Here is an 18903-nt window from a genome sequence, read left to right on the forward strand (position 1 = left end):
TCAACTGAAAAATGGAATATGCACGAGAAGAGTTAGTCGCTTTGACGCGCTGTCCCTACGGCGACAGCAAGCGCTATGGCTAGACAAAGTGTTGCGGAGAGTGAACGAAACGCACCGAAATCCACTTCAGAAACCAGCAAGGTCTGCGTAGCGGATTTGCTCATGGGGCTGACAAATGTGTCGGTAATGCCAACGACGTCGATGCCGCGCGCAGCGACGGTTTCGGCCATGGCGACCGTTTCTGGCGAATAGGGGGAGAAAGAAATCGCCAGAAGCACGTCGCCTTCGCGAATGGCATGCAGGTTCTCCAGTTTGCCAACGGCACTATGCAGCATGGCTGGCACCTGCATTTTCTCTAGCGCGTAAGCCAGGTAGCTTGCGACGGGAAATGCGCGGCGGATGCCGACAACATGGATTGTCTGCGCACCGGCCAAAAGCTGAACGGCCTTTTCCAATGCAACCGGATCAATGGTTTTGAGCAAACCTTCAAGGGAAGTGCGGCCTGCTTCGGCAAATTCGGCGAGAAGGGCGGGGGCACTGCCCGTTGCCGTTTCTCTCAAATGCTGAAGTCTGGTTGAATAGTCAGGCCAGCCTCCCGCATAGGATTCCCGGAACAGCTTCTGCATCTCCGAAAAACCGGAGAAACCCATGATCTGGCAGAAGCGCATGAATGCGGAACTCTGCACACCGGCACCCTCAGCCATCTCGGCGACGGTCGACACAGCGATACGATCCTGGTTGGCAGCAACGAAATCAGCGCACTGTTTCAGCCTCTTCGGTAAACGGTCTGAAACCTCTAGCAGCTTTGCCTCGAATTCCTTGATGTTCGTCGGAACGCTGATTGATGACGGTGCAGGGGAATCCATCATTGGCCTCTCAATATGATCTCTTGACAATCTTTATGTCACATTCTAGCAAAATGGAATAAATATTCTATAGCATGTCTTCGGCTGGCTGAAGATGGTCGGTTTCCTTGGGAGGATGAGGCAATGGTGACACGTTTGGCACTGCTTGGTGCGGGCCGTATCGGCAAGGTTCATGCCGGCGCAATCGCGGCGGACAAGCGGTCTCAACTGATTGCCGTTGCGGACGCAAACGAAGCTGCGGCAAAGGCAATCGCCGATTCTGCCGGCGCGGATGTTCGCAGCATTGACGCTATCGAGAACGCAGATGACATCGATGCAGTGCTGATCTGCACACCGACAAATACACACGCCGATCTTATCGAACGGTTTTCGCGCGCCGGCAAGGCCGTTTTCTGTGAGAAGCCGATCGATCTCAATATTGCACGCGTTCGAGCCTGCCTGGATGTCATTCGCGAAACTGGCGGGAAGGTGATGCTGGGCTTCAATCGCCGTTTCGATCCGCATTTCGCAGCAGTACGCAAAGCCATCGAAGATGGACGTATCGGTAATGTTGAAATGGTGACAATCACCAGCCGCGATCCGGGTGCGCCGCCCGCTGAATATATCAAGGTATCCGGCGGCATTTTCCGTGACATGACGATCCATGATTTCGATATGGCGCGTTTTCTCCTCGCTGAGGAAATCGAAAGTGTATCGGCCTCGGCCTCGGTACTTGTCGATTCGAGAATCGGAGAACTCGGCGATTACGATAGTGCGAGCGTCATCCTGACGACCTCGTCCGGCCGTCAGTGTGTTATTTCCAATTCGCGTCGTGCTTCCTACGGTTATGATCAGCGTATCGAAGTCCACGGATCGCTCGGCGCTGTTTCGGCGGAAAACCAACGCCCAGTCTCGATAGAAATCGCTTCCAGAGATGGCTATAACCGCCCGCCGTTGCATGATTTTTTCATGACCCGCTACACGGCTGCTTATGCAGCGGAAATTGCCGCGTTTATCGATGCACTTGATACAGGAAGAGTACCGCACCCTTCAGCAGAGGATGGATTGCAAGCTTTGGCTCTGGCTGAGGCTGCTCTTCGTTCGATCAAGGAAGGCCGAACCGTCAAAGTTGCAGAAGTCCTCGGATAAGGTGGTAATTTTGTTTGCCTTTTCCCGCAATCGGCTGCGATATGCGGGATATGGCCTACAAGATCGACGATTTGCCGTTCGAAGAGTTTTTCGTACCCGTTAGCAAGGCTACGGCCGCTCTGGTGCGGCTTGACGAACGGCTTTCGCGCTCGCCCATTCGCGAAGGTATGGTCGAGCGGATGCACATGCATGATGCGGTTGCTTCAATGTGGCTTGAAGGCGAACTGGTGCATATGGAAGACTTGGTCTTGCACGACGCCTTGATGGACAGCCGGATGCCAAGCCATGCCCTGACCATCGCGCATGCCGTTTTACGTATGCGTCGGCAGATTGCCGGTAGGTCAGCGGACTGGGCACTGGGGCCTACTGGTATTCAGCAATTGCTTGGTCGCACGGTCAATGCCACGCCCCTCAAAGAGATTGAACCGTCCGAAGCAGTGGATGTTGTCGATCCGCTGCTCAACGATATTGATAGCTTGCTTGCGCGGACCGATGCACTTTTGAAAGGTGCTGTTTCTGACAGACCCAAACTGGAAACTGCCGCGCGCGATGCCTTGCTTTACGACGACGAATGGGACGAGGATGCGCGCTTGCAGGAATGGCGGGATTGTCTTGCTGCGACGAGACATCTGCCACCGTTGATGCGAGCGGCATTGATCCATGATGCCTGGTTTTCTCTGGAGGTTGTGCAGCGATCATCATGGATTGGACGGTTGCTGACTGCGGCCTTCCTGCGGCAGAGCGGCCTCGCAACGGGGCATCTACCGGCAATCAGCCTCGGTCTTCGCGCGAAACGACCGGATGTACGCCGTTCGCCTCACCGTCCGATCCGTCTCAAGGCGTTTTTTGAAAGTATAGAAGACGCTGCCGATACGTCCATGAAGGAGCATGACCGGTTGCTTCTGGCGCGTGAGCAGATGCAGCGTAAGCTCAAGGGGCGCAGGTCCAACTCGCGACTACCGCAACTGATGGAGATGTTTCTGCGCAGCCCGCTTGTTTCCAGCCAGATGGTGGAGAAGGAATTGCAGGTCACGCAGCAGGGGGCTCTGAAACTGATCTCGGAGCTCAATCTGAGAGAAATCACCGGGCGCGGACGCTTTCGTGCCTGGGGGATTCTTTAACCAGGCTTCATGCATCTGCTGCGAAGATGCTGGGCGAAGAGCTGGAATTCGTTGCGGCGGGCGGCGTTGGAACGCCAGACGAGGACCAGTGAGCGGTAATTGTTCTTGCCTTGATACGGAACGATGCTCAACTCAGTTCCGCGCGTGACCCCGGCCTTGACTGCCACTTCGGGCAGAAGTGTAACTCCCATCCCGAAGTCAACGAGTTGCACCAGTGTCATTATGGATGTGGCGTGAACGTCGCCACCCGCTTGTGCAGGTGTGGATCCTATGGCGGCCATAACGTGTTCACGAAGGCAATGCCCGGTTTCCAGTAGAAGAAACGGCTGGTCCTGCAAGTCATCTGCCCCAACCCAATCGCGATTGGCCAACGCATGATCGCGTCGCACCGCCAGAAAGAAGATGTCCTGACTAAGCTCGGCCACTTCAAACTCATTGAGGTCATAAGGATGAGCAACGAGTGCAACATCGAGCGATCCTGAACGCAAGCTGTCGAGCAGGGAGCGAGTCAGGCCTTCGCGAATAGTCAATTGCAATTCAGGAAAGGCTTTGGCGGTTGCAGGCAGGACTTTAGGCAGTAAAAACGGAGCTATCGACGGAATAACGCCCATCCGCAGTCTGGTCGTGAGCGGGCGCTCGGCCTGTCGCGCATGCTCGGGTAGTTCCTCGATGAGAGCTACAATAGTGCGGGCACGCGCCAGAAAGTCTTCGCCAGCAGGTAAAAGCTGCATTCGCCGACCCGAACGGTCGATCAGCGTTACGCCAAGCTCTGTCTCGAGTGCCTGAATAGCGGCACTCAATGTCGATTGGGTAACGCCGACAACTTCTGCTGCTCGTGAAAAAGAACCCGCTTTGACGAGAGCCATAAAGTAATGGAGTTGGCGGACGCTGATATTGAGCATTGAATCTTCCGGCCTTATTCCATCGTTAAAATCGATAGATTTGATCGTTATAATCGCTTTGACCGATTTAACAAGAAGTCCTATATACGACTCGTAGACGGAAAATTCTGAAAGTTCAGAAACTTCCGCATAGCAACGGAATTTACAGGCAGGTATAAGATGCTCGGTATTGGCGACAAGCTCCCCTCCTTCAAGGTCACCGGCGTAAAGCCGGGCTTCAACCATCATGAAGAAAACGGTGTTTCGGCATTTGAAGAAATCACCGAGGCAAGCTTCTCGGGCAAGTGGAAGGTTATCTTCTTCTACCCTAAGGACTTCACCTTTGTTTGCCCAACCGAAATCGCAGAATTTGCGCGTCTTGCATCGGACTTCGAAGACCGTGACGCGGTCGTTCTTGGTGGCTCGACCGACAATGAATTCGTGAAGCTCGCATGGCGTCGCGATCACAAGGATCTCGATAAGCTGCCGATCTGGTCGTTTGCCGACACGAATGGTTCGCTGGTTGATGGTCTTGGCGTTCGCTCGCCGGATGGTGTGGCATACCGCTACACCTTTGTTGTCGACCCGGACAACACGATCCAGCATGTTTACGCAACCAACCTCAACGTTGGCCGCGCTCCCAAGGACACGCTGCGCGTTCTCGATGCATTGCAGACCGATGAGCTCTGCCCATGCAACCGCGAAGTCGGTGGCGAGACGCTCAAGGCTGCCTGATCGGCCCTGATTATCGGCGGAAAGGCGGGTCAAGGCCCGCCTTTCTTTTATCTACTATCCAAATTGACAGATAAAGAGGGTTCCATGTCCATTGATGTTCTGAAGTCAAAAATCCCGGATTTCGCCAAGGACGTTCGTCTTAATCTTTCGTCCATGGCGAGCGATGAAACGCTGACGCCGCAGCAAAAATACGGCCTGATCGTCGCTTGCGGGATTGCCTCTCGTAATGCAGACGTGCGCAAGGCGTTTGTTGCTGAAGCGGTCGCCAAAGTCGACCCTTCTGTCATTCAAGCGGCAAAGTCGGCAGCGTCGATCATGGGCATGAATAATGTCTATTACCGCTTCGTACATCTTGCGACCAATAAGGACTACCGGACCATGCCAGCAAAGCTGCGCATGAACGTAATCGGCAATCCTGGCGTCGATAAAATTGATTTTGAACTGTGGTCACTGGCCGTGTCCGCGATCAATGGTTGCGGTATGTGCATTGATGCGCACGAAGATGTACTGCGCAAGGCCAGTGTGACGTCGGAAACCATCCAGACCGCCGTGCGTTTTGCATCGATCATCCAGTCGGTGGCTATCGCTCTGGAAGCTGCAGATACCGAATAAGAATTGTAGGCTCCCCCAGAAAAAAGCCCGCGCGGATCGCTCCACGCGGGCTTTTTTTGATTCTGAACGTTGTTTTATTCGTCGCGCTTGAACGAAATAAATGCAAAGCCGATCAGCGAGATGACAGCTGCGGCAGACATGTAATAGCCGACATAGTCAAAGCTGTAATGCGTTGCGAGCCAGGTCGCGATGTAAGGCGCAACCGAAGCACCAAGAATGCCCGCCAGATTGAAGGTCAGCGAAGCGCCTGTATAGCGGACCGAAGTCGGGAACGGCTCTGCCAGAGCTGCGCCGATTGGACCATAGGTGAGGCCCATCAAACCGAAGCCGATGATGAGGAAGGCAAGAACGCCAGCTGTACCAGCCATAAACAAAGGTGCCATGATGAAGCCGTAGAGGCCGATCAGGACGGTGACGATCACCATGACCGGACGCATGCCGAAGCGGTCGGACAATAGGGCTGCTACCGGAATCATGAGGCCGAAGAAGATCACGCCAACCATCTGAAGGATAAGAAATTCCTCGCGGCTGTAACCAAGGGCGCGTGTACCCCAGCCCAGTGAGAAGACTGTCATGAGGTAGAACAGGACGAAGGTTGCAACAGCACCGATAGTGCCGAGAAACAGGCTCATCTTGTGCTTCTTAAACAGAGCTGCAACCGGAACCTCAACACGTTCAGCCTTATCGATTGCCTTCTGGAATTCTGGCGTTTCAGCGATTTTCAGACGGATGAACAGACCAACGCCAACCAGCAGGGCGCTGGCGATGAAAGGAATGCGCCAGCCGAATGCAAAGAATTGTTCTTCGGTGAGCAGCTCGGCCAGAAGGAGAAAGATACCTGTCGCCAGAATGAAGCCAACCGGAGCACCGAGCTGCGGGAACATGCCGTACCACGTGCGCTTACCTTCCGGTGCATTCTCTGTTGCAAGCAGTACTGCGCCGCCCCATTCGCCACCGAGCCCGAGCCCTTGACCCAGGCGACACAGCGCCAGCAGGAGAGCTGCCCAGACGCCGATTGAGTCATAGGTTGGCAGAAAGCCGATGGCGACCGTGGAGATACCCATAGTCATGAGTGCCGCAACCAGCGTCGCCTTGCGGCCGACTTTATCTCCGAAGTGACCGAATAGTGCGCCACCGATGGGGCGGGCAAAGAATGCAATCGCAAAGGTTGCGAGAGATTGGAGAAGTGCGGAATTGCCGTCGCTCGCAGGAAAGAAGAGGTGCGGGAACACGATTACCGCAGCGGTTGCGTAGATATAGAAGTCAAAGAACTCGATCGTGGTGCCGATCATGCTAGCGGCCAGAACACGGCGCGCGGAATTTTTCTGCGGAGCAACCGCTACAGCGACAGTCATTGTTTCAGATCCAATATTTGCGGGCAGTCGAAATTGGGGGAGGAGCCCGAGATGTGGTTCTTTAAAACCGCAGAACATAGAATCGCAAGCGGAAAACGGCTTTTCAGCAATTTTATGATTTCGAATGCGGTGTTTTGGAAAGAAAGCGAAAGTGGGTAAAATTCTCGTCAGCGCTCCGCTTGGCCTTTTAATTGCCGTAACGGAAGACTAGATTTCCAGTGTCGTCCGTTTGGAAACAATGATGTATCGAGCACAGTACGATATTGGTTTGAGGAATACGGCACGAGGCCATGCGGTCTTGCGATGGCCCTCCCGTGCGTTCATGACATTGCTATCGCTCCTGTTTCTTGTTTCGGTACAGCTTTGTTACGCGATGGCGCATGATGCACCGTCTGTGCAGATGGTTTCTGATGTCGGTGCAAATGTGCCGCATCACATGGGCGGTGTCGGTCCATCGACGGACGTGGGCAAAACTGCACCGATGGATCATGGTGCCAAAACACCAAATGCTTGCGTCATGATGACATGTGGCTGTGTTTTCCAGCTCGGTGCGGATTTACGTTCGTTTGTTCCTGCACAGAATTTTGGCTTGCCCCCGCTTGTGGCGGCTCTAAGCGGCAAATCTATAACCGGTGATCTACGACCTCCCATATCGCTTCAGGCTTGATCTGGAAATTGCTGCCGAGTTTTGGCAGCCATCATGATTATTGTCTGGAGACTTACTATGTCTGGAATTACACGCCGCCGCCTGCTGACCCTCGGGGCAGGGGCCGCCTTTATTACTGCCATTCGCCCTTTTGACAGCCTGGCCCAGGACGCTCACCAGAAAATGGGCCACGGTGCAGCCACTCCATCGACCGCTCCGACCGGTCGGCCTTTGCCTTTACCGCCACTGGTCGAACCCGATGCATCAGGTGTCGTTAAGCTGAAAGTACAGACGGGACGACACAGCTTTGAAGAGGGAAGCGAAGCGGCATCGGCAGGCATCAATGGTGCGTATCTTGGCCCTCTTGTGCGCTTGAAGAACGGTGAAACGGTCACTCTTTCCGTCGAAAATGGCATGGATGAAGGGACCACGCTTCATTGGCATGGGCTCTTTGTGCCGTCGATACTCGATGGCGGACCCCATAATGTTATTGCAGCGGGCGAGGCTTGGAAGCCGGAAGTCAAAATTCAGCAACCGGCTTCGTTCAACTGGTTCCATCCGCATTTGCACGGAAATACCGCCCGCCAGGCGCATTTGGGTATTGCCGGTCTCATGGTTGTGACTGACGGCAAGGATGCTGAACGCGGACTGCCTGAAGATTACGGCGTGGACGATATTCCACTGGTACTTCAGGATCGTCGGGTCATTGAAGGCGACAAGGTTTACGAGCCCGATATTATGGATTTGATGCACGGGTTCCGTGGCGGCAAGCTTATTGTGAATGGGATCGTGTCACCGGAAGCACGGGTCCCTGCATCTATCGTCCGTCTGCGTATCTTGAACGGCGCCAATGCGCGAAATTTTCACGTTCGCTTGAGCGATAATCGGCCTTTGCTTGTTGTAGCATCGGATGGCGGATTTATTGGAAAACCCGAGCCAGTTGAAAGACTGACCATCAGTCCCGGTGAACGCTATGAAGTTCTGGTTGATTTTTCCAAGGGCGAGGCCACTGACTTGCTGACCTACGGCGATGATAGCGGCGGTGACGATCTGCACTTGATGCGGTTTGTCGTAGATGCTGCATTGCAAGGGAAAGTCACGAAACTTCCAGATCGTCTTGACGGTCCTGATGCCCCCGATGAAAAACTCTCTGTCAAGCGCCGTTCATTTTTCTTCGACGAACGGATGGCAGAAAATATGAAGCTGATGATGGCGAAACTGTCGGCTGATCCTCATGCTGGGCACAACATGGGCAATATGGATATGGGTTCGATGCAGTCGGGTGCCATGGATCATGATATGCATGGAGCGAGAAGTTCCGCCGATGCAGGGCCAGCGCTTGAAGCTTTGACCTCGGGCGTGGAAATGGCAATTGCGGGTAAGCCGTTTGATATGGATCGCATCGATGTGGAAGCCAAACTTGGCTCCTGGGAGATTTGGGACCTTACAACGAAAGAGATGCCGCACCCATTTCATATCCATGGAGCGTCATTTCGCATTCTTTCCCTCAACGGTAAGGCCCCGCCAGCGCATCAATCGGGATGGAAGGATACCGCATTGATCGACGGAAAGGCCGAAATACTGGTTCATTTTGACCGTGAGGCGGTGAAAAGCCATCCATTTATGTTTCATTGCCATGTTCTGGAACATGAAGATGTGGGCATGATGGCTCAGTTCGTAACAGTATAGCCCATGACGGGCCGCGCGACAGGCGTTTGTCGCGCGGCCCTTCCTTCGGCAATTTATTTTCGAACAATTTCAGACAGTGTGCGTTGTCTCTTGATCACGAACCAATGTGATCAGGAGAAAACGATGCAGCCGTTATTGATTGCTTCAGCAATGATGCTTCTGACAGTTCCAGCTGTCGCGGCAGATATGAGTGTCAAACTCTACGAAGCCTTGCCGACAGGCCAAGGAAAGGAAATCGGCACCGTCACGATTTCGCAGACTGCGGAAGGATTGCAATTCAAACCGGATCTGCGAGGCCTTCCTGCTGGTGAGCATGGTTTCCATGTGCACGAAAATGGAAGCTGCGCGCCTGCTGAAAAGGACGGAAAAGCCGTCTCGGCACAAGCCGCCGGTGGGCATTATGATCCCTCACATTCAAAGCATCATATGGGGCCGGAAGGCGAGGGGCATCTGGGAGACTTGCCTTTGCTTAAGACCGACGCTGAGGGCAACGTAACGAAAAGCGTTACGGCTTCGCGCCTCAAGACACTCGATGAAATCAAAGGCAAGGCTTTGATGGTTCACATGGGTGGTGACAATTATTCTGACGAGCCCAAGCCACTTGGCGGTGGCGGAGCTCGGTTTGCCTGCGGTGTAATCGAATAATCGGGATTGGAACCCTATCCCCAGTTCTCGATACGGATTTTGGAACCGTCGGAAAAACGCGATATATGAAACGCAGAAGGGTCGACAACCGGCGTTTCACCCGTAACCATGTCTGCCACAAGCTTACCGGCGCCTGGGCCAATGCCGAAGCCATGCCCTGAAAATCCTGTGGCAACGATCAACCCTTCGACGCCCGGAATGGGCGAAATAACCGGGATGACGTCCGGCATTGTGTCGATGAGCCCCGCCCATTCCTGCGCTATTGCTGCAGATGCGAAAGACGGGATTGTCTGCTTCAGTTTCGCAAGCACCTGAGCGTTGGCGGCCTTGTGCGGAGTGGGATCAAGTGTGCGGATTTTTTCGAAAATGGAGACCTGATCGGCAGGACGAAGTTTCCATTGGAATGCTTCTTCGAAGAAGCGCTCACCAAACCGGAATCGCAACGACCGCCACTCGGTAGAAAGCGACGGTATAAAATCGCGGAAAAACCGGAAACTGTCGGGTACGATATCGGCAATGGAGCCGCCAAGGCTCGCGACCGTATAACCGCCGTCCAGTCTTTTTCGCAGGGCAAAATCCGAAAATGCGATTGCAGGCTCCACACCGGCATCGAGAGGCGCCGTACGGAATACGGAAGAACGAACTTTCAACTGCGGCAGATGTGCATCAAAGGCAGAGACGATTAGTCTCGACCAGGCACCGCCCGCGACGACCACTGCTTCGCATGGCAGGCGACCTTTTTCGGTAAGGACGGCGGTGACACGGCCATTGGTTGTTTCGATGCCGCGCACAGCACAGTTTTGTAGAATGACAGCGCCATTTTCTTGTGCCTTTGCTGCAAATGCGGGAACGGCCTTTTGCGGTTCGGCACGACCGTCGAGCGCCGTAATCATGCCGCCAGCGAGACGACGATTGATCCCCGGTGCAAGTGCCGAAGCTTGTTTGGCGTTGAGAAGTTCCGTTTCGATACCATGGTCGCGAGCGATTTTGATCCACTCGGCATAAAGAGCCATTTGCTCTTCTTTTTCAGCCGTGTAAGCAATTCCGGTAATACGGAAGCCGGTTTCGCGGCCTGTACGTTCGTTCATCCCGTCCCATAGCCGCATACTCTCGACGATGAGCGGCATTTCGCGGCTGTCACGACCCGTGCGGCGGCACCAGCCCCAGTTACGGCTCGATTGTTCACCTGCGATCTCGCCCTTCTCAAGGAGGGCGACAGGAATTCCGCGTTCGGCCAAAAAGAGGGCGGTGGAAACACCGATGACGCCGCCGCCGATGATGGCGATCTTGGTTTCTTGCGGCAAGCTTTCGGCTGTCGCCACCTTATCCGTGACCGGCCCCATTTAGGTATTCTCCTGCAATGCAATAGGGTAATTTGAGCATGTGGAAGCATGACGAACATGGCCCGCTTTTTGTTCATGATCAACCAGATACCCATCAAAGAAATACTGAATTACGATATTCCTGAGATATTCTATCCTGTTTTAGTAGCTTTCCGGAGAATGTGTCTCTATATCCGCCTAAACAGCAATCTGGACCCGCGATCTTGCTTATGGACGCCCGCAACCCGCACGACGAAAGACAGGTTTCCGGTCATTCCGGTCCCGCACTAAGGCTGTCAGGTATCAGCCGCCAGTTTGGCGCATTGCGTGCGCTCAACAATGTCTCTCTCGATGTTCATGCAGGCGAAATTATCTGCCTGGTTGGTCATTCCGGCTGCGGCAAAACTTCCTTGTTGCGCATCATCGCTGGCATTGATGCTCCAGACAGCGGAACGCTCACGATGGGGGGGAATACGCTTGTCGGGCCTTCGGTTTTTATTGAGCCGGAAAAGCGGAACGTTGGTGTCGTTTTCCAGGACTACGCGTTGTTTCCTCATCTGACAGTTAAGGAAAATATCGTCTTTGGCTTGCGGAGAATGTCCCGCGACGAAGCGAATGAGCGAACGCGAGAATTGCTGGAACTGGTGTCGCTCTCTCATATGGCGGATCGTTATCCGCACATGCTGTCCGGTGGCGAACAGCAACGTGTTGCTCTCGTTCGGGCTCTCGCGCCGAAACCACATCTCCTGTTGATGGACGAGCCATTTTCAAATCTCGATAGAGGTCTGCGCGCCCGGGTTCGTCGTGAGACTGTAGCCTTGTTGAGGGAGCTTGGAACAACGGCGATTATCGTAACCCATGAGGCTGAAGAAGCGCTATCTACCGGGGATCATGTGGTCCTGATGCGATCTGGCGAGATAGTACAAAGTGGCACGGCGCGCGAACTGCATGACCGGCCAGCGAACCGCTATGCGGCAGATTTTTTCTGCGACTTCAATGTGATGTCTGGAAAAGTCGAAGGCAATAAGTTGGTCACTCCTTTTGGAGGGCTCGCCATAACAGAGCAACTTGAACCAAATACTGAAGCGTTTGTTTATCTGCGTCCGCGTGATTTCACCATTCTGACCGATGGTGAGACCAGCGAAGGCTCATTCCACGGCCATATCGAATCCCGTACGTTTCTCGGTGAAATCGAGGAGCTTGTCGTACAGCTGACGAATGCGACTCCTCGTCTGCGGGTGCGTACAGAACTACGGCTTCCGGCATCGGCTAACGAGATTGTTCTATGCCCGCAATGGGATAAGGCGCTTGTTTTCCCCAAGTGACAGAAAATATATGTCGCCAAGACCGTCAGGGTAATTGACCGTCAATGAGCCTCCCCGTATAACCTGATTAGTTCGCTCATAATTCAAAATGAAACAGGTCCATCGGAGGTAAAATGTCCAAATTTGCGCGTTCAGGTCTCACTCTCCTCGCAGTAACGCTGTTCGCAGGAGCCGCCCACGCAGATGAAGTGAACATTTACACGACGCGCGAGCCGGGTCTCATTCAGCCCCTGCTCGACGCTTTCAAATCGTCCACTGGAATCACGGTCAATACGGTGTTTCTGAAGGATGGTTTGGCAGAACGTGTGGCCTCTGAAGGTGCAAATTCGCCCGCTGATATCCTCATGACGGTAGATGCCGGTAATCTGGTCGATCTCGTCGACAAGGGTCTCACTCAACCTGTTGATTCCAAGGTACTGAAAGAAGCTGTTCCAGAACAACTTCGCGACGCTAAGGATAACTGGTTCGCGCTGTCCATGCGCGCGCGCGTTGTCTATGCGGCCAAGGACCTGGAGCTCGACAAGATCAACTATGAAGACCTCTCCGATCCGAAGTGGAAGGATAAAGTCTGCATCCGTGCAGGCCAGCATCCTTACAATACTGCTCTCTTCGCGGATTACATTGCGCACTATGGTCCGGAAAAGACTGAAGAATGGCTGAAGGGTCTCAAAGATAATCTCGCACGCAAAGCTGCAGGCGGAGATCGCGACGGTGCCAAGGATATCCTCGGTGGTATTTGCGATATCGCAGTGGCCAATTCCTATTATGTCGGCCTAATGCGTTCGGGTAAGGGTGGTGACGAGCAGAAGGCTTGGGGTGAAGGCATCAAGGTGCTGCTGCCGACTTTCAAGGATGGTGGCACGCAGGTCAATATCAGCGGTGCGGCCGTTGCAAAGCATGCACCCCACAAGGAGGAGGCAGTTAAGCTGCTTGAATATCTTGTCTCCGATGAGGCTCAACAGATCTATGCGAAGGCCAACTATGAATATCCGGTCAAGCTGGGTGCGCCACTCGATCCGATCGTGGAATCGTTCGGCGAGCTGAAGATCGATAGTGTTCCGCTGTCAGAAATTGTCAGCCACCGCAAGCAGGCGAGCGAACTTGTCGACAAAGTCGGTTTCGACAACTAAAAGCCGATTGAGATAAGCAGAATAGCGCCGGTGCAGTTCATGCGCCGGCGTTGCACTATAGAGAGACCAATGGAAGCTTTTGCAGCCATGCGGAAACGAGTTTTGCAACCGGCAAGGGCAGGGCGCAACTGGCTATGGCTCTCGGCCTTCGTGGCGGTTCTGGTGTTGCTGCCGGTCCTTGCCCTGACCCTGGAAGCCATGCGCGGCTCAACCGGGGTCTGGACGCATCTGTTCGCTACCAACCTTCCAACGGCCTTTCTCGAAACAATAGTTCTGCTTGTCGGGGTCGGCATTATTGCTGCGGCTGTTGGAACGTCGACGGCATGGCTGGTGACTGCCTATGATTTTCGTGGGCGTGGCGTGCTGGAATGGGCGCTTTTGCTGCCATTGGCGGTGCCGACCTACATTGTAGCTTATGCCTATCTTGATATTCTGCATCCCATTGGTCCGGTACAAGGCGCGGTTCGTTTCGTACTGGGATATGACAGTCCGCGCCAGTTCCGGTTACCCGATATCCGTTCGATGGCAGGATGCATTATTCTTCTGGGTTTCGTTCTCTATCCATATGTCTATATCCCGACGCGAGCTATGTTTCTTACCCAGTCCGCCAGTCTCATTGAGGCGGCAAGAACCCTGGGTGTTAGCCGAAAAGGCATTTTCTGGCGCGTCGCGTTGCCGCTTGCACGGCCCGCTGTGGCGGTCGGAGTTAGCCTGGCCTTGATGGAAACGTTGAATGACGTGGGTGCTGCTGAGTTTTTGGGCATTCGCACATTGACCGTTTCGATTTACACGACCTGGATAACGCGTTCCGATCTGCCGGGTGCGGCCCAATTGGCACTCGCTCTCCTGTTTCTGGTGGTTGCCCTCGTTTCAATTGAACGCTGGGCGCGACGCAAACAGCGCTTTGCTTCCAATATTCGTCATTCACGTGGCTTTGAGCCGTTGAAGGTGAAGGGAGGGCATGCCGCCTGGTTGTTCTGTCTCTGCGCACTGCCTGTCGTCATAGGCTTCGTCCTACCTGCTATCTATCTGGTCGTGGAGGCCATAAAACGCTTACGTTTTGCCGGTGTGTCGCCGCGATTGATCAGCGAAGCTTTCAATACAATCTTCTTGGCTTCAGTGGCGACGGTTCTGGTGCTGATTTTCGGAATGCTCGTTGCATATGCGGTTCGGCTGTTCCCGGGCGCGATTTCGCGCTGGTCTTATCGCTTGTCGACGATGGGTTATGCTGCACCGGGGACCGTGATCGCGATCGGCATTCTAGCGGTTGCCGGCGGCTTCGATCATCTCGTCAATCAATTTACATTGCATTTTTTCGGATTTTCGGCAGGGCTGGTGCTGATCGGAAGTGGTGCAGCTGTCATCTACGCTTATGTCGTCAGATTTCTCGCCATCTCCGCAGGTGGGATTGATTCTGGACTGGAGCGCATACCCTTGTCGCTGGACCACGCGTCGCGGACATTGGGGCGCGGCGTGACACAGACATTCTGTGCAGTTCATTTGCCGTTGTCCAAAACTGCTATCGTGGCGGCAGGCCTGCTTGTATTCGTCGATTGCGTGAAAGAACTGCCAGCAACGCTTTTGCTGCGCCCACTCAATATCGAAACTTTTGCGACGCATCTTTATGGTGAGGCCGCACGTGGGACTTATGAGGAAGCGTCTATTGCTGCACTTGCTATTGTAGTGGTCGGAATTTTACCCGTGATATTGCTTGCACGTGTGGGAAGGCGTTTTGGACAGCGTAGGTGATCCGTTCTTGCAGTATAGGCGAACGTGGATCGATATATTCCATAATTCAGGATTGCTTAAATAGTTTTTGGTACTTTTAACCAGGGAACAAAGCACAGTCCGGATAATGCTTCTGGTTGTATTTTTATAGCAAGGCACTTCGGATAAAGGCGGGGCGGCATGTTTAAAGTCCTGGAATGCGTCACAGTACAGCATGATCAGCCTTTTGTGGTTTTGGCTGCGTCCATTTCATTTGCGAGCATGTTCGCTTTTTTTCTATTGCTTGTGCGCGCACGGGAATGCACGGAAAGCCGCCGCGACAACTGGCTGGCAATCAGTGCATTTGCAGGCGGGCTGGGTGTCTGGGCTACCCATTTTGTGGCCATGCTCGCTTATAGCGGCACTGTGGCAATCGAGTTTGATTTTACAATCACTGTTCTTTCAGCAGCGATAGCGGTACTTGGCTTTTGGATAAGTCTACGTCTTCTCGACGGGGCAACATTCAAACACGCTCTGATAGTTGCCATTTCAGCGACGCTGTCGATTGCAGCAATGCATTTCACGGGTATGAGCGCGATCAAGGCGGCAGCCGATGTCCACTATGATTTTCCACCGATAGTGGTCGGCAGCATAACATCGGTTATGCTTCTACTGGCTGCGTTCTGGCTTGTGACGAATGCTTCCGGCTGGATGCGTATTTTGCTTCCGACTGTCGGAGGAATACTCGCGGTTTGCGCGCTCCATTTCACAGCGGTTGCATCGACTGAGCTCGTTCCGAACCCAACCCTTCCAGCAGCCGATCCACTCGGTATCGGGCGTCTGTGGTTGATCGGCGCCATAGCCGCAGTTGTCTGCATTGTAGCTCTGACGACAACGGTTGCCGTATTCGTAGATCGTTACATGACGGATCTGAAAGGATTTGCGAACGCTACATTGGACGGGCTGGCTGTTATCCGCGATGGCGGAATTGTCGAGATGAATGCTCGCTTTTCCGATCTCATGCGGCGAAGTGAAAAAGCGCTTGTCGGTGTTGCACCAGATACCCTGTTGTTGGCCGCTGACGGGCTTCCTGTCTGCGCTGCCCGTGCAGAAGCAATTGAAGCCGCGCCGCGGTTTCCGAATGATGAGCGGATCTTTGAACTTGCGGTTCATACGATCGAATATCAGGGGCGTCCGTGTGAGGTTCTGGCCGTGCGTGACCTTACCGAGAAGCGTGCTGCCCAGCGTCAGATCGAACATATGGCGCGGCACGATGCGCTCACGAGTTTGCCCAACCGCATGTTCTTTGAGGAGCGTCTCGCGAACGCTGTAGCGCGCCGTAGCCGTGAGCCTTTCGCTGTGCTGGCGCTCGATCTGGACCGGTTCAAGGCAGTGAACGACATTTTCGGACACGCCGAAGGCGACCGGGTACTGAAAGCGGTGTCCAGCATTCTGAAGCGCTCCATTAACGGTATAGACACGGCCGCACGTATCGGCGGCGACGAGTTCATTATTCTGCAAGTGGGTGTGCCTCAGCCCAAAGGCGCGCGGAAACTGTCCGACAAGATTCTGGACACCTTCCGGTCAGAGCTGAATACAGTGCTCGATCCGACTGCTGTCGGTGTGAGCATTGGCGTTGCGATATATCCGAACGATGGGAAGGACGCTGAAGCAATCAGACACGCCGCAGACATTGCGCTTTATCGGGCAAAGACTGAGGGGCGTGGTACGGTTGCGTTCTATTCACCAGAAATGGACCGCGAGATTAGAGAGCGTCGCCAGATGGAGGCAGATTTGCGCCATGCGATGGTCCGTGGCCAGATTGGCATTGCCTATCAACCATTGTTCGCGACTGCTGATGGAAGCTGCACGGGCTATGAAGCCCTGGTTCGCTGGAGCCATCCGGAACGTGGCCAGATACCACCTGAGGTTTTCATCCCTATTGCCGAAGAAACAGGGGTAATTGTGGCATTGGGCGAGTGGGTTCTGCGTGAAGCTTGCCGCACGGCAGCCGGATGGGAGAACCATCTGACTATTGCGGTCAATCTGTCACCTGTGCAGTTCCGTCTGGTCAATCTGCCAGATACGGTCAGTTCGGTTCTCGCAGAAACCGGTCTCGATCCAGCAAGATTGGAATTGGAAGTAACAGAATCTGCCTTGATGAAGGATCGATTGACGACACTCGAACTGTTGCGGCGAATGAAGAAGCTGGGTGTTCGCATTGTTATGGACGATTTCGGCACCGGTTATTCGTCGCTTAGCAATCTTCAAAGTTTTCCATTCGATAAGATCAAGATAGACCGCAGCTTCATTACCAGTATGGAAACCGATGGTAGTGCAAGAGCTATTGTGCGCGCCATCGTTGGGTTGGGTCGGAGCCTCGATCTGCCCGTGGTAGCTGAGGGTATAGAAACCTTTGATCAGCATAGGATGGTGATCGAAGAGGGCTGCGAACAGGTTCAGGGCTTCCTCTTCGGTCGTCCGGCGAACGCACCAGCTTCCGTGGATCCTACTTCGAAGTCTCCCAGCAAAAAGGGTGGCGGGCAAGTAAAGGCGAGATAAAAAACTTCACATTTGTGAATAACTGCTCGGCGTCGGTATTTCCGACGGTTCTTTGCTGTGCCGAATTGTTACAAAGCTGTTATTTTATGCGATTTTGAATGCTGTGTTACCGGAATATGTCCACGAGCGGGAACTGCAAATTTCCTAGTCTTTGGAAGGGGTTGCACGGTGTCCGATGTGTCATGTCACCACGAATAGAGCAACGTTTTCAACACGATATTTCGCGTGATCGCAATAATAAGTGAATTTATTCGGAGGAGCTTTCCATGCCTGTAACACGTTGCGGCCACAAAGCGAAAGCTGAATAGGACGAACAGTAACAGTACTTAGGATCGTGAGACAAATCCCGTAACGGAGTTCTTCGATCTTTAGCTTGGTTAAGTGGATGATGGAAACAATGCTTACTTCGCAACAATGGCTTCCGGTCGAGTTGCTCAATATCGGGCTGGCTGCTGCCCTTTTTTTTGCCTGCCTTGTTCACTCATTGTGGAAGGCGGTGTTTGACGAGCTCAATCCGGTTTTCTGGCGACGTACGGCTGCACTGCTTTGGGCCGGTATCGTCATTGTCGCGCTGAGCGGAGGGATCGAAAGCTTCAACTGGCCGCAGGCCATTGGCTGGCTTCTCGTTCTTGGCGGTGTGGTTGCGACGGTCACGCGTACCGGTATGAGCTACTATCGCCAGTATTGTGCCCATACATCGCGTGGCGTACATGCGGGCCGCACCCGACTTTCAGGACGGTGATCACCATGTTTGCAAAGACCGTCGAAATGCCTTTGCGGCTTCACCGTCCCCATAGCCTGCGCTCGTTCTTTATCCGCGCTTTTGCTGCTGCACGATCCCGTAAATATTCGTAGATCGGGCACCTGACCGGCAGTAGCCCAGAATGGGGCCTTCAGCTTCATCAAGTGCTGCTGCCATTGCATCGACATCTTCTTGCGTCAATTGTCCGCCGACAACCGGGATGTAATAAGTGGCAAGCCCGGCTTTTTCAGCGACCCGTGCAATTTCGCTAAATTCGGGCTGTTCGGCCCCGCCTTCGCCATCTGGTCGATTGCAGATAATCGTTCGAAACCCCTCCGCCGCAATATCGCGTATATCGTCGGGCTCGATCTGGCCCGAGACCGAATAATTGTCGTCTACCTGGCGAATATCCATATTTTCCTCACTTGCCGTTCAAA

General features: G+C 53.8%; 17 protein-coding genes. 12 read left to right on the forward strand and 5 right to left on the reverse strand.

What is annotated here, in order from left to right; translation table 11 throughout:
* Window positions 1-32: 32 nt before the first annotated feature.
* On the reverse strand, window positions 33-866 hold the full coding sequence (locus CQZ93_RS18845; protein ID WP_105545215.1) for a MurR/RpiR family transcriptional regulator: 834 nt from the start codon (window positions 864-866) through the stop codon (window positions 33-35).
* A 123-nt stretch (window positions 867-989) separates the two neighbouring features.
* Here CQZ93_RS18845 and iolG point away from each other — a divergent pair, with 123 nt between their 5' ends.
* Together iolG and CQZ93_RS18855 are read left to right on the forward strand one after the other, a co-directional pair.
* Complete coding sequence (gene iolG, locus CQZ93_RS18850; RefSeq protein ID WP_105544111.1) at window positions 990-1994, forward strand: inositol 2-dehydrogenase; 1005 nt, start codon at window positions 990-992, stop codon at window positions 1992-1994.
* 41 nt (window positions 1995-2035) lie between these two features.
* Entirely contained in the window at window positions 2036-3115 is a 1080-nt protein-coding gene (locus CQZ93_RS18855) for an RHE_PE00001 family protein (protein ID WP_422616102.1), read from the forward strand.
* Here CQZ93_RS18855 and CQZ93_RS18860 read toward each other — a convergent pair.
* Window positions 3112-4017, reverse strand: a complete 906-nt coding sequence (locus CQZ93_RS18860; RefSeq protein WP_105544112.1) for a hydrogen peroxide-inducible genes activator — start codon at window positions 4015-4017, stop codon at window positions 3112-3114. The genes CQZ93_RS18855 and CQZ93_RS18860 overlap by 4 nt on opposite strands.
* Window positions 4018-4176: 159 nt before the next feature.
* On the opposite strand from CQZ93_RS18860, the gene CQZ93_RS18865 reads away from it, so the two are divergent.
* Both CQZ93_RS18865 and ahpD read left to right on the forward strand, forming a co-directional pair.
* On the forward strand, window positions 4177-4731 hold the full coding sequence (locus CQZ93_RS18865) for a peroxiredoxin (protein ID WP_105544113.1): 555 nt from the start codon (window positions 4177-4179) through the stop codon (window positions 4729-4731).
* A gap of 84 nt (window positions 4732-4815) precedes the next feature.
* Window positions 4816-5343: an alkylhydroperoxidase, AhpD family gene (ahpD, locus tag CQZ93_RS18870; RefSeq protein WP_105544114.1), complete on the forward strand. Its 528-nt coding sequence runs from the start codon at window positions 4816-4818 to the stop codon at window positions 5341-5343.
* 74 nt (window positions 5344-5417) lie between these two features.
* Here ahpD and CQZ93_RS18875 read toward each other — a convergent pair whose 3' ends face one another.
* Window positions 5418-6698: an MFS transporter gene (locus CQZ93_RS18875; protein WP_105544115.1), complete on the reverse strand. Its 1281-nt coding sequence runs from the start codon at window positions 6696-6698 to the stop codon at window positions 5418-5420.
* 241 nt (window positions 6699-6939) lie between these two features.
* Here CQZ93_RS18875 and CQZ93_RS18880 point away from each other — a divergent pair, with 241 nt between their 5' ends.
* From CQZ93_RS18880 to sodC, 3 genes are all read left to right on the forward strand, one after another.
* Window positions 6940-7365: a hypothetical protein gene (locus CQZ93_RS18880; RefSeq protein WP_105544116.1), complete on the forward strand. Its 426-nt coding sequence runs from the start codon at window positions 6940-6942 to the stop codon at window positions 7363-7365.
* A 57-nt stretch (window positions 7366-7422) separates the two neighbouring features.
* Window positions 7423-9033, forward strand: a complete 1611-nt coding sequence (gene cueO, locus CQZ93_RS18885; RefSeq protein ID WP_105544117.1) for a multicopper oxidase CueO — start codon at window positions 7423-7425, stop codon at window positions 9031-9033.
* A gap of 123 nt (window positions 9034-9156) precedes the next feature.
* Window positions 9157-9678 carry a superoxide dismutase family protein gene (gene sodC / locus CQZ93_RS18890; protein ID WP_105544118.1) on the forward strand — a complete coding sequence of 174 codons (522 nt, stop codon included), beginning with the start codon at window positions 9157-9159 and terminating at the stop codon, window positions 9676-9678.
* A gap of 14 nt (window positions 9679-9692) precedes the next feature.
* Here the strand turns inward: sodC and CQZ93_RS18895 are convergent, their stop codons facing one another.
* Window positions 9693-11021 (reverse strand): NAD(P)/FAD-dependent oxidoreductase, encoded by a 1329-nt coding sequence (locus CQZ93_RS18895; RefSeq protein WP_105544119.1) that lies wholly within the window; start codon window positions 11019-11021, stop codon window positions 9693-9695.
* Between the two features lie 209 nt (window positions 11022-11230).
* On the opposite strand from CQZ93_RS18895, the gene CQZ93_RS18900 reads away from it, so the two are divergent.
* The 5 genes from CQZ93_RS18900 (at window position 11231) to CQZ93_RS18920 (ending at window position 18466) form a co-directional block, all read left to right on the forward strand.
* A complete protein-coding gene (locus CQZ93_RS18900) occupies window positions 11231-12325 on the forward strand; it encodes an ABC transporter ATP-binding protein (RefSeq protein WP_105544120.1) in 1095 nt (364 codons plus the stop codon).
* 113 nt (window positions 12326-12438) lie between these two features.
* Window positions 12439-13455 carry a Fe(3+) ABC transporter substrate-binding protein gene (locus CQZ93_RS18905; protein WP_105544121.1) on the forward strand — a complete coding sequence of 339 codons (1017 nt, stop codon included), beginning with the start codon at window positions 12439-12441 and terminating at the stop codon, window positions 13453-13455.
* Window positions 13456-13524: 69 nt separating this feature from the next.
* Entirely contained in the window at window positions 13525-15204 is a 1680-nt protein-coding gene (locus tag CQZ93_RS18910) for an ABC transporter permease (protein ID WP_105544122.1), read from the forward strand.
* A gap of 159 nt (window positions 15205-15363) precedes the next feature.
* Window positions 15364-17724, forward strand: coding sequence for a bifunctional diguanylate cyclase/phosphodiesterase (locus CQZ93_RS18915; RefSeq protein ID WP_105544123.1), 2361 nt, complete (start codon window positions 15364-15366; stop codon window positions 17722-17724).
* Window positions 17725-18121: 397 nt separating this feature from the next.
* Entirely contained in the window at window positions 18122-18466 is a 345-nt protein-coding gene (locus tag CQZ93_RS18920) for a hypothetical protein (RefSeq protein ID WP_105545217.1), read from the forward strand.
* A gap of 69 nt (window positions 18467-18535) precedes the next feature.
* Here CQZ93_RS18920 and CQZ93_RS18925 read toward each other — a convergent pair whose 3' ends face one another.
* Complete coding sequence (locus CQZ93_RS18925; RefSeq protein WP_105544124.1) at window positions 18536-18880, reverse strand: protein tyrosine phosphatase family protein; 345 nt, start codon at window positions 18878-18880, stop codon at window positions 18536-18538.
* Window positions 18881-18903 lie beyond the last annotated feature (23 nt).

It is taken from the genome of Ochrobactrum vermis (assembly GCF_002975205.1).
Classification (GTDB): domain Bacteria; phylum Pseudomonadota; class Alphaproteobacteria; order Rhizobiales; family Rhizobiaceae; genus Brucella; species Brucella vermis.

Excerpts from the sequence above, each read along its gene's own strand:
- CQZ93_RS18845 (WP_105545215.1), bottom strand. The coding sequence starts at position 866 with ATGGATTCCCCTGCACCGTCATCAATCAGCGTTCCGACGAACATCAAG.
- CQZ93_RS18900 (WP_105544120.1), top strand. The coding sequence starts at position 11,231 with ATGGACGCCCGCAACCCGCACGACGAAAGACAGGTTTCCGGTCATTCC.
- CQZ93_RS18910 (WP_105544122.1), top strand. The coding sequence starts at position 13,525 with ATGGAAGCTTTTGCAGCCATGCGGAAACGAGTTTTGCAACCGGCAAGG.
- iolG (WP_105544111.1), top strand. The coding sequence starts at position 990 with ATGGTGACACGTTTGGCACTGCTTGGTGCGGGCCGTATCGGCAAGGTT.
- CQZ93_RS18905 (WP_105544121.1), top strand. The coding sequence starts at position 12,439 with ATGTCCAAATTTGCGCGTTCAGGTCTCACTCTCCTCGCAGTAACGCTG.
- CQZ93_RS18855 (WP_422616102.1), top strand. The coding sequence starts at position 2,036 with ATGCGGGATATGGCCTACAAGATCGACGATTTGCCGTTCGAAGAGTTT.
- CQZ93_RS18915 (WP_105544123.1), top strand. The coding sequence starts at position 15,364 with ATGTTTAAAGTCCTGGAATGCGTCACAGTACAGCATGATCAGCCTTTT.
- CQZ93_RS18860 (WP_105544112.1), bottom strand. The coding sequence starts at position 4,017 with ATGCTCAATATCAGCGTCCGCCAACTCCATTACTTTATGGCTCTCGTC.
- ahpD (WP_105544114.1), top strand. The coding sequence starts at position 4,816 with ATGTCCATTGATGTTCTGAAGTCAAAAATCCCGGATTTCGCCAAGGAC.
- CQZ93_RS18865 (WP_105544113.1), top strand. The coding sequence starts at position 4,177 with ATGCTCGGTATTGGCGACAAGCTCCCCTCCTTCAAGGTCACCGGCGTA.
- cueO (WP_105544117.1), top strand. The coding sequence starts at position 7,423 with ATGTCTGGAATTACACGCCGCCGCCTGCTGACCCTCGGGGCAGGGGCC.
- CQZ93_RS18880 (WP_105544116.1), top strand. The coding sequence starts at position 6,940 with ATGTATCGAGCACAGTACGATATTGGTTTGAGGAATACGGCACGAGGC.
- CQZ93_RS18925 (WP_105544124.1), bottom strand. The coding sequence starts at position 18,880 with ATGGATATTCGCCAGGTAGACGACAATTATTCGGTCTCGGGCCAGATC.
- CQZ93_RS18895 (WP_105544119.1), bottom strand. The coding sequence starts at position 11,021 with ATGGGGCCGGTCACGGATAAGGTGGCGACAGCCGAAAGCTTGCCGCAA.
- CQZ93_RS18920 (WP_105545217.1), top strand. The coding sequence starts at position 18,122 with ATGCTTACTTCGCAACAATGGCTTCCGGTCGAGTTGCTCAATATCGGG.
- CQZ93_RS18875 (WP_105544115.1), bottom strand. The coding sequence starts at position 6,698 with ATGACTGTCGCTGTAGCGGTTGCTCCGCAGAAAAATTCCGCGCGCCGT.
- sodC (WP_105544118.1), top strand. The coding sequence starts at position 9,157 with ATGCAGCCGTTATTGATTGCTTCAGCAATGATGCTTCTGACAGTTCCA.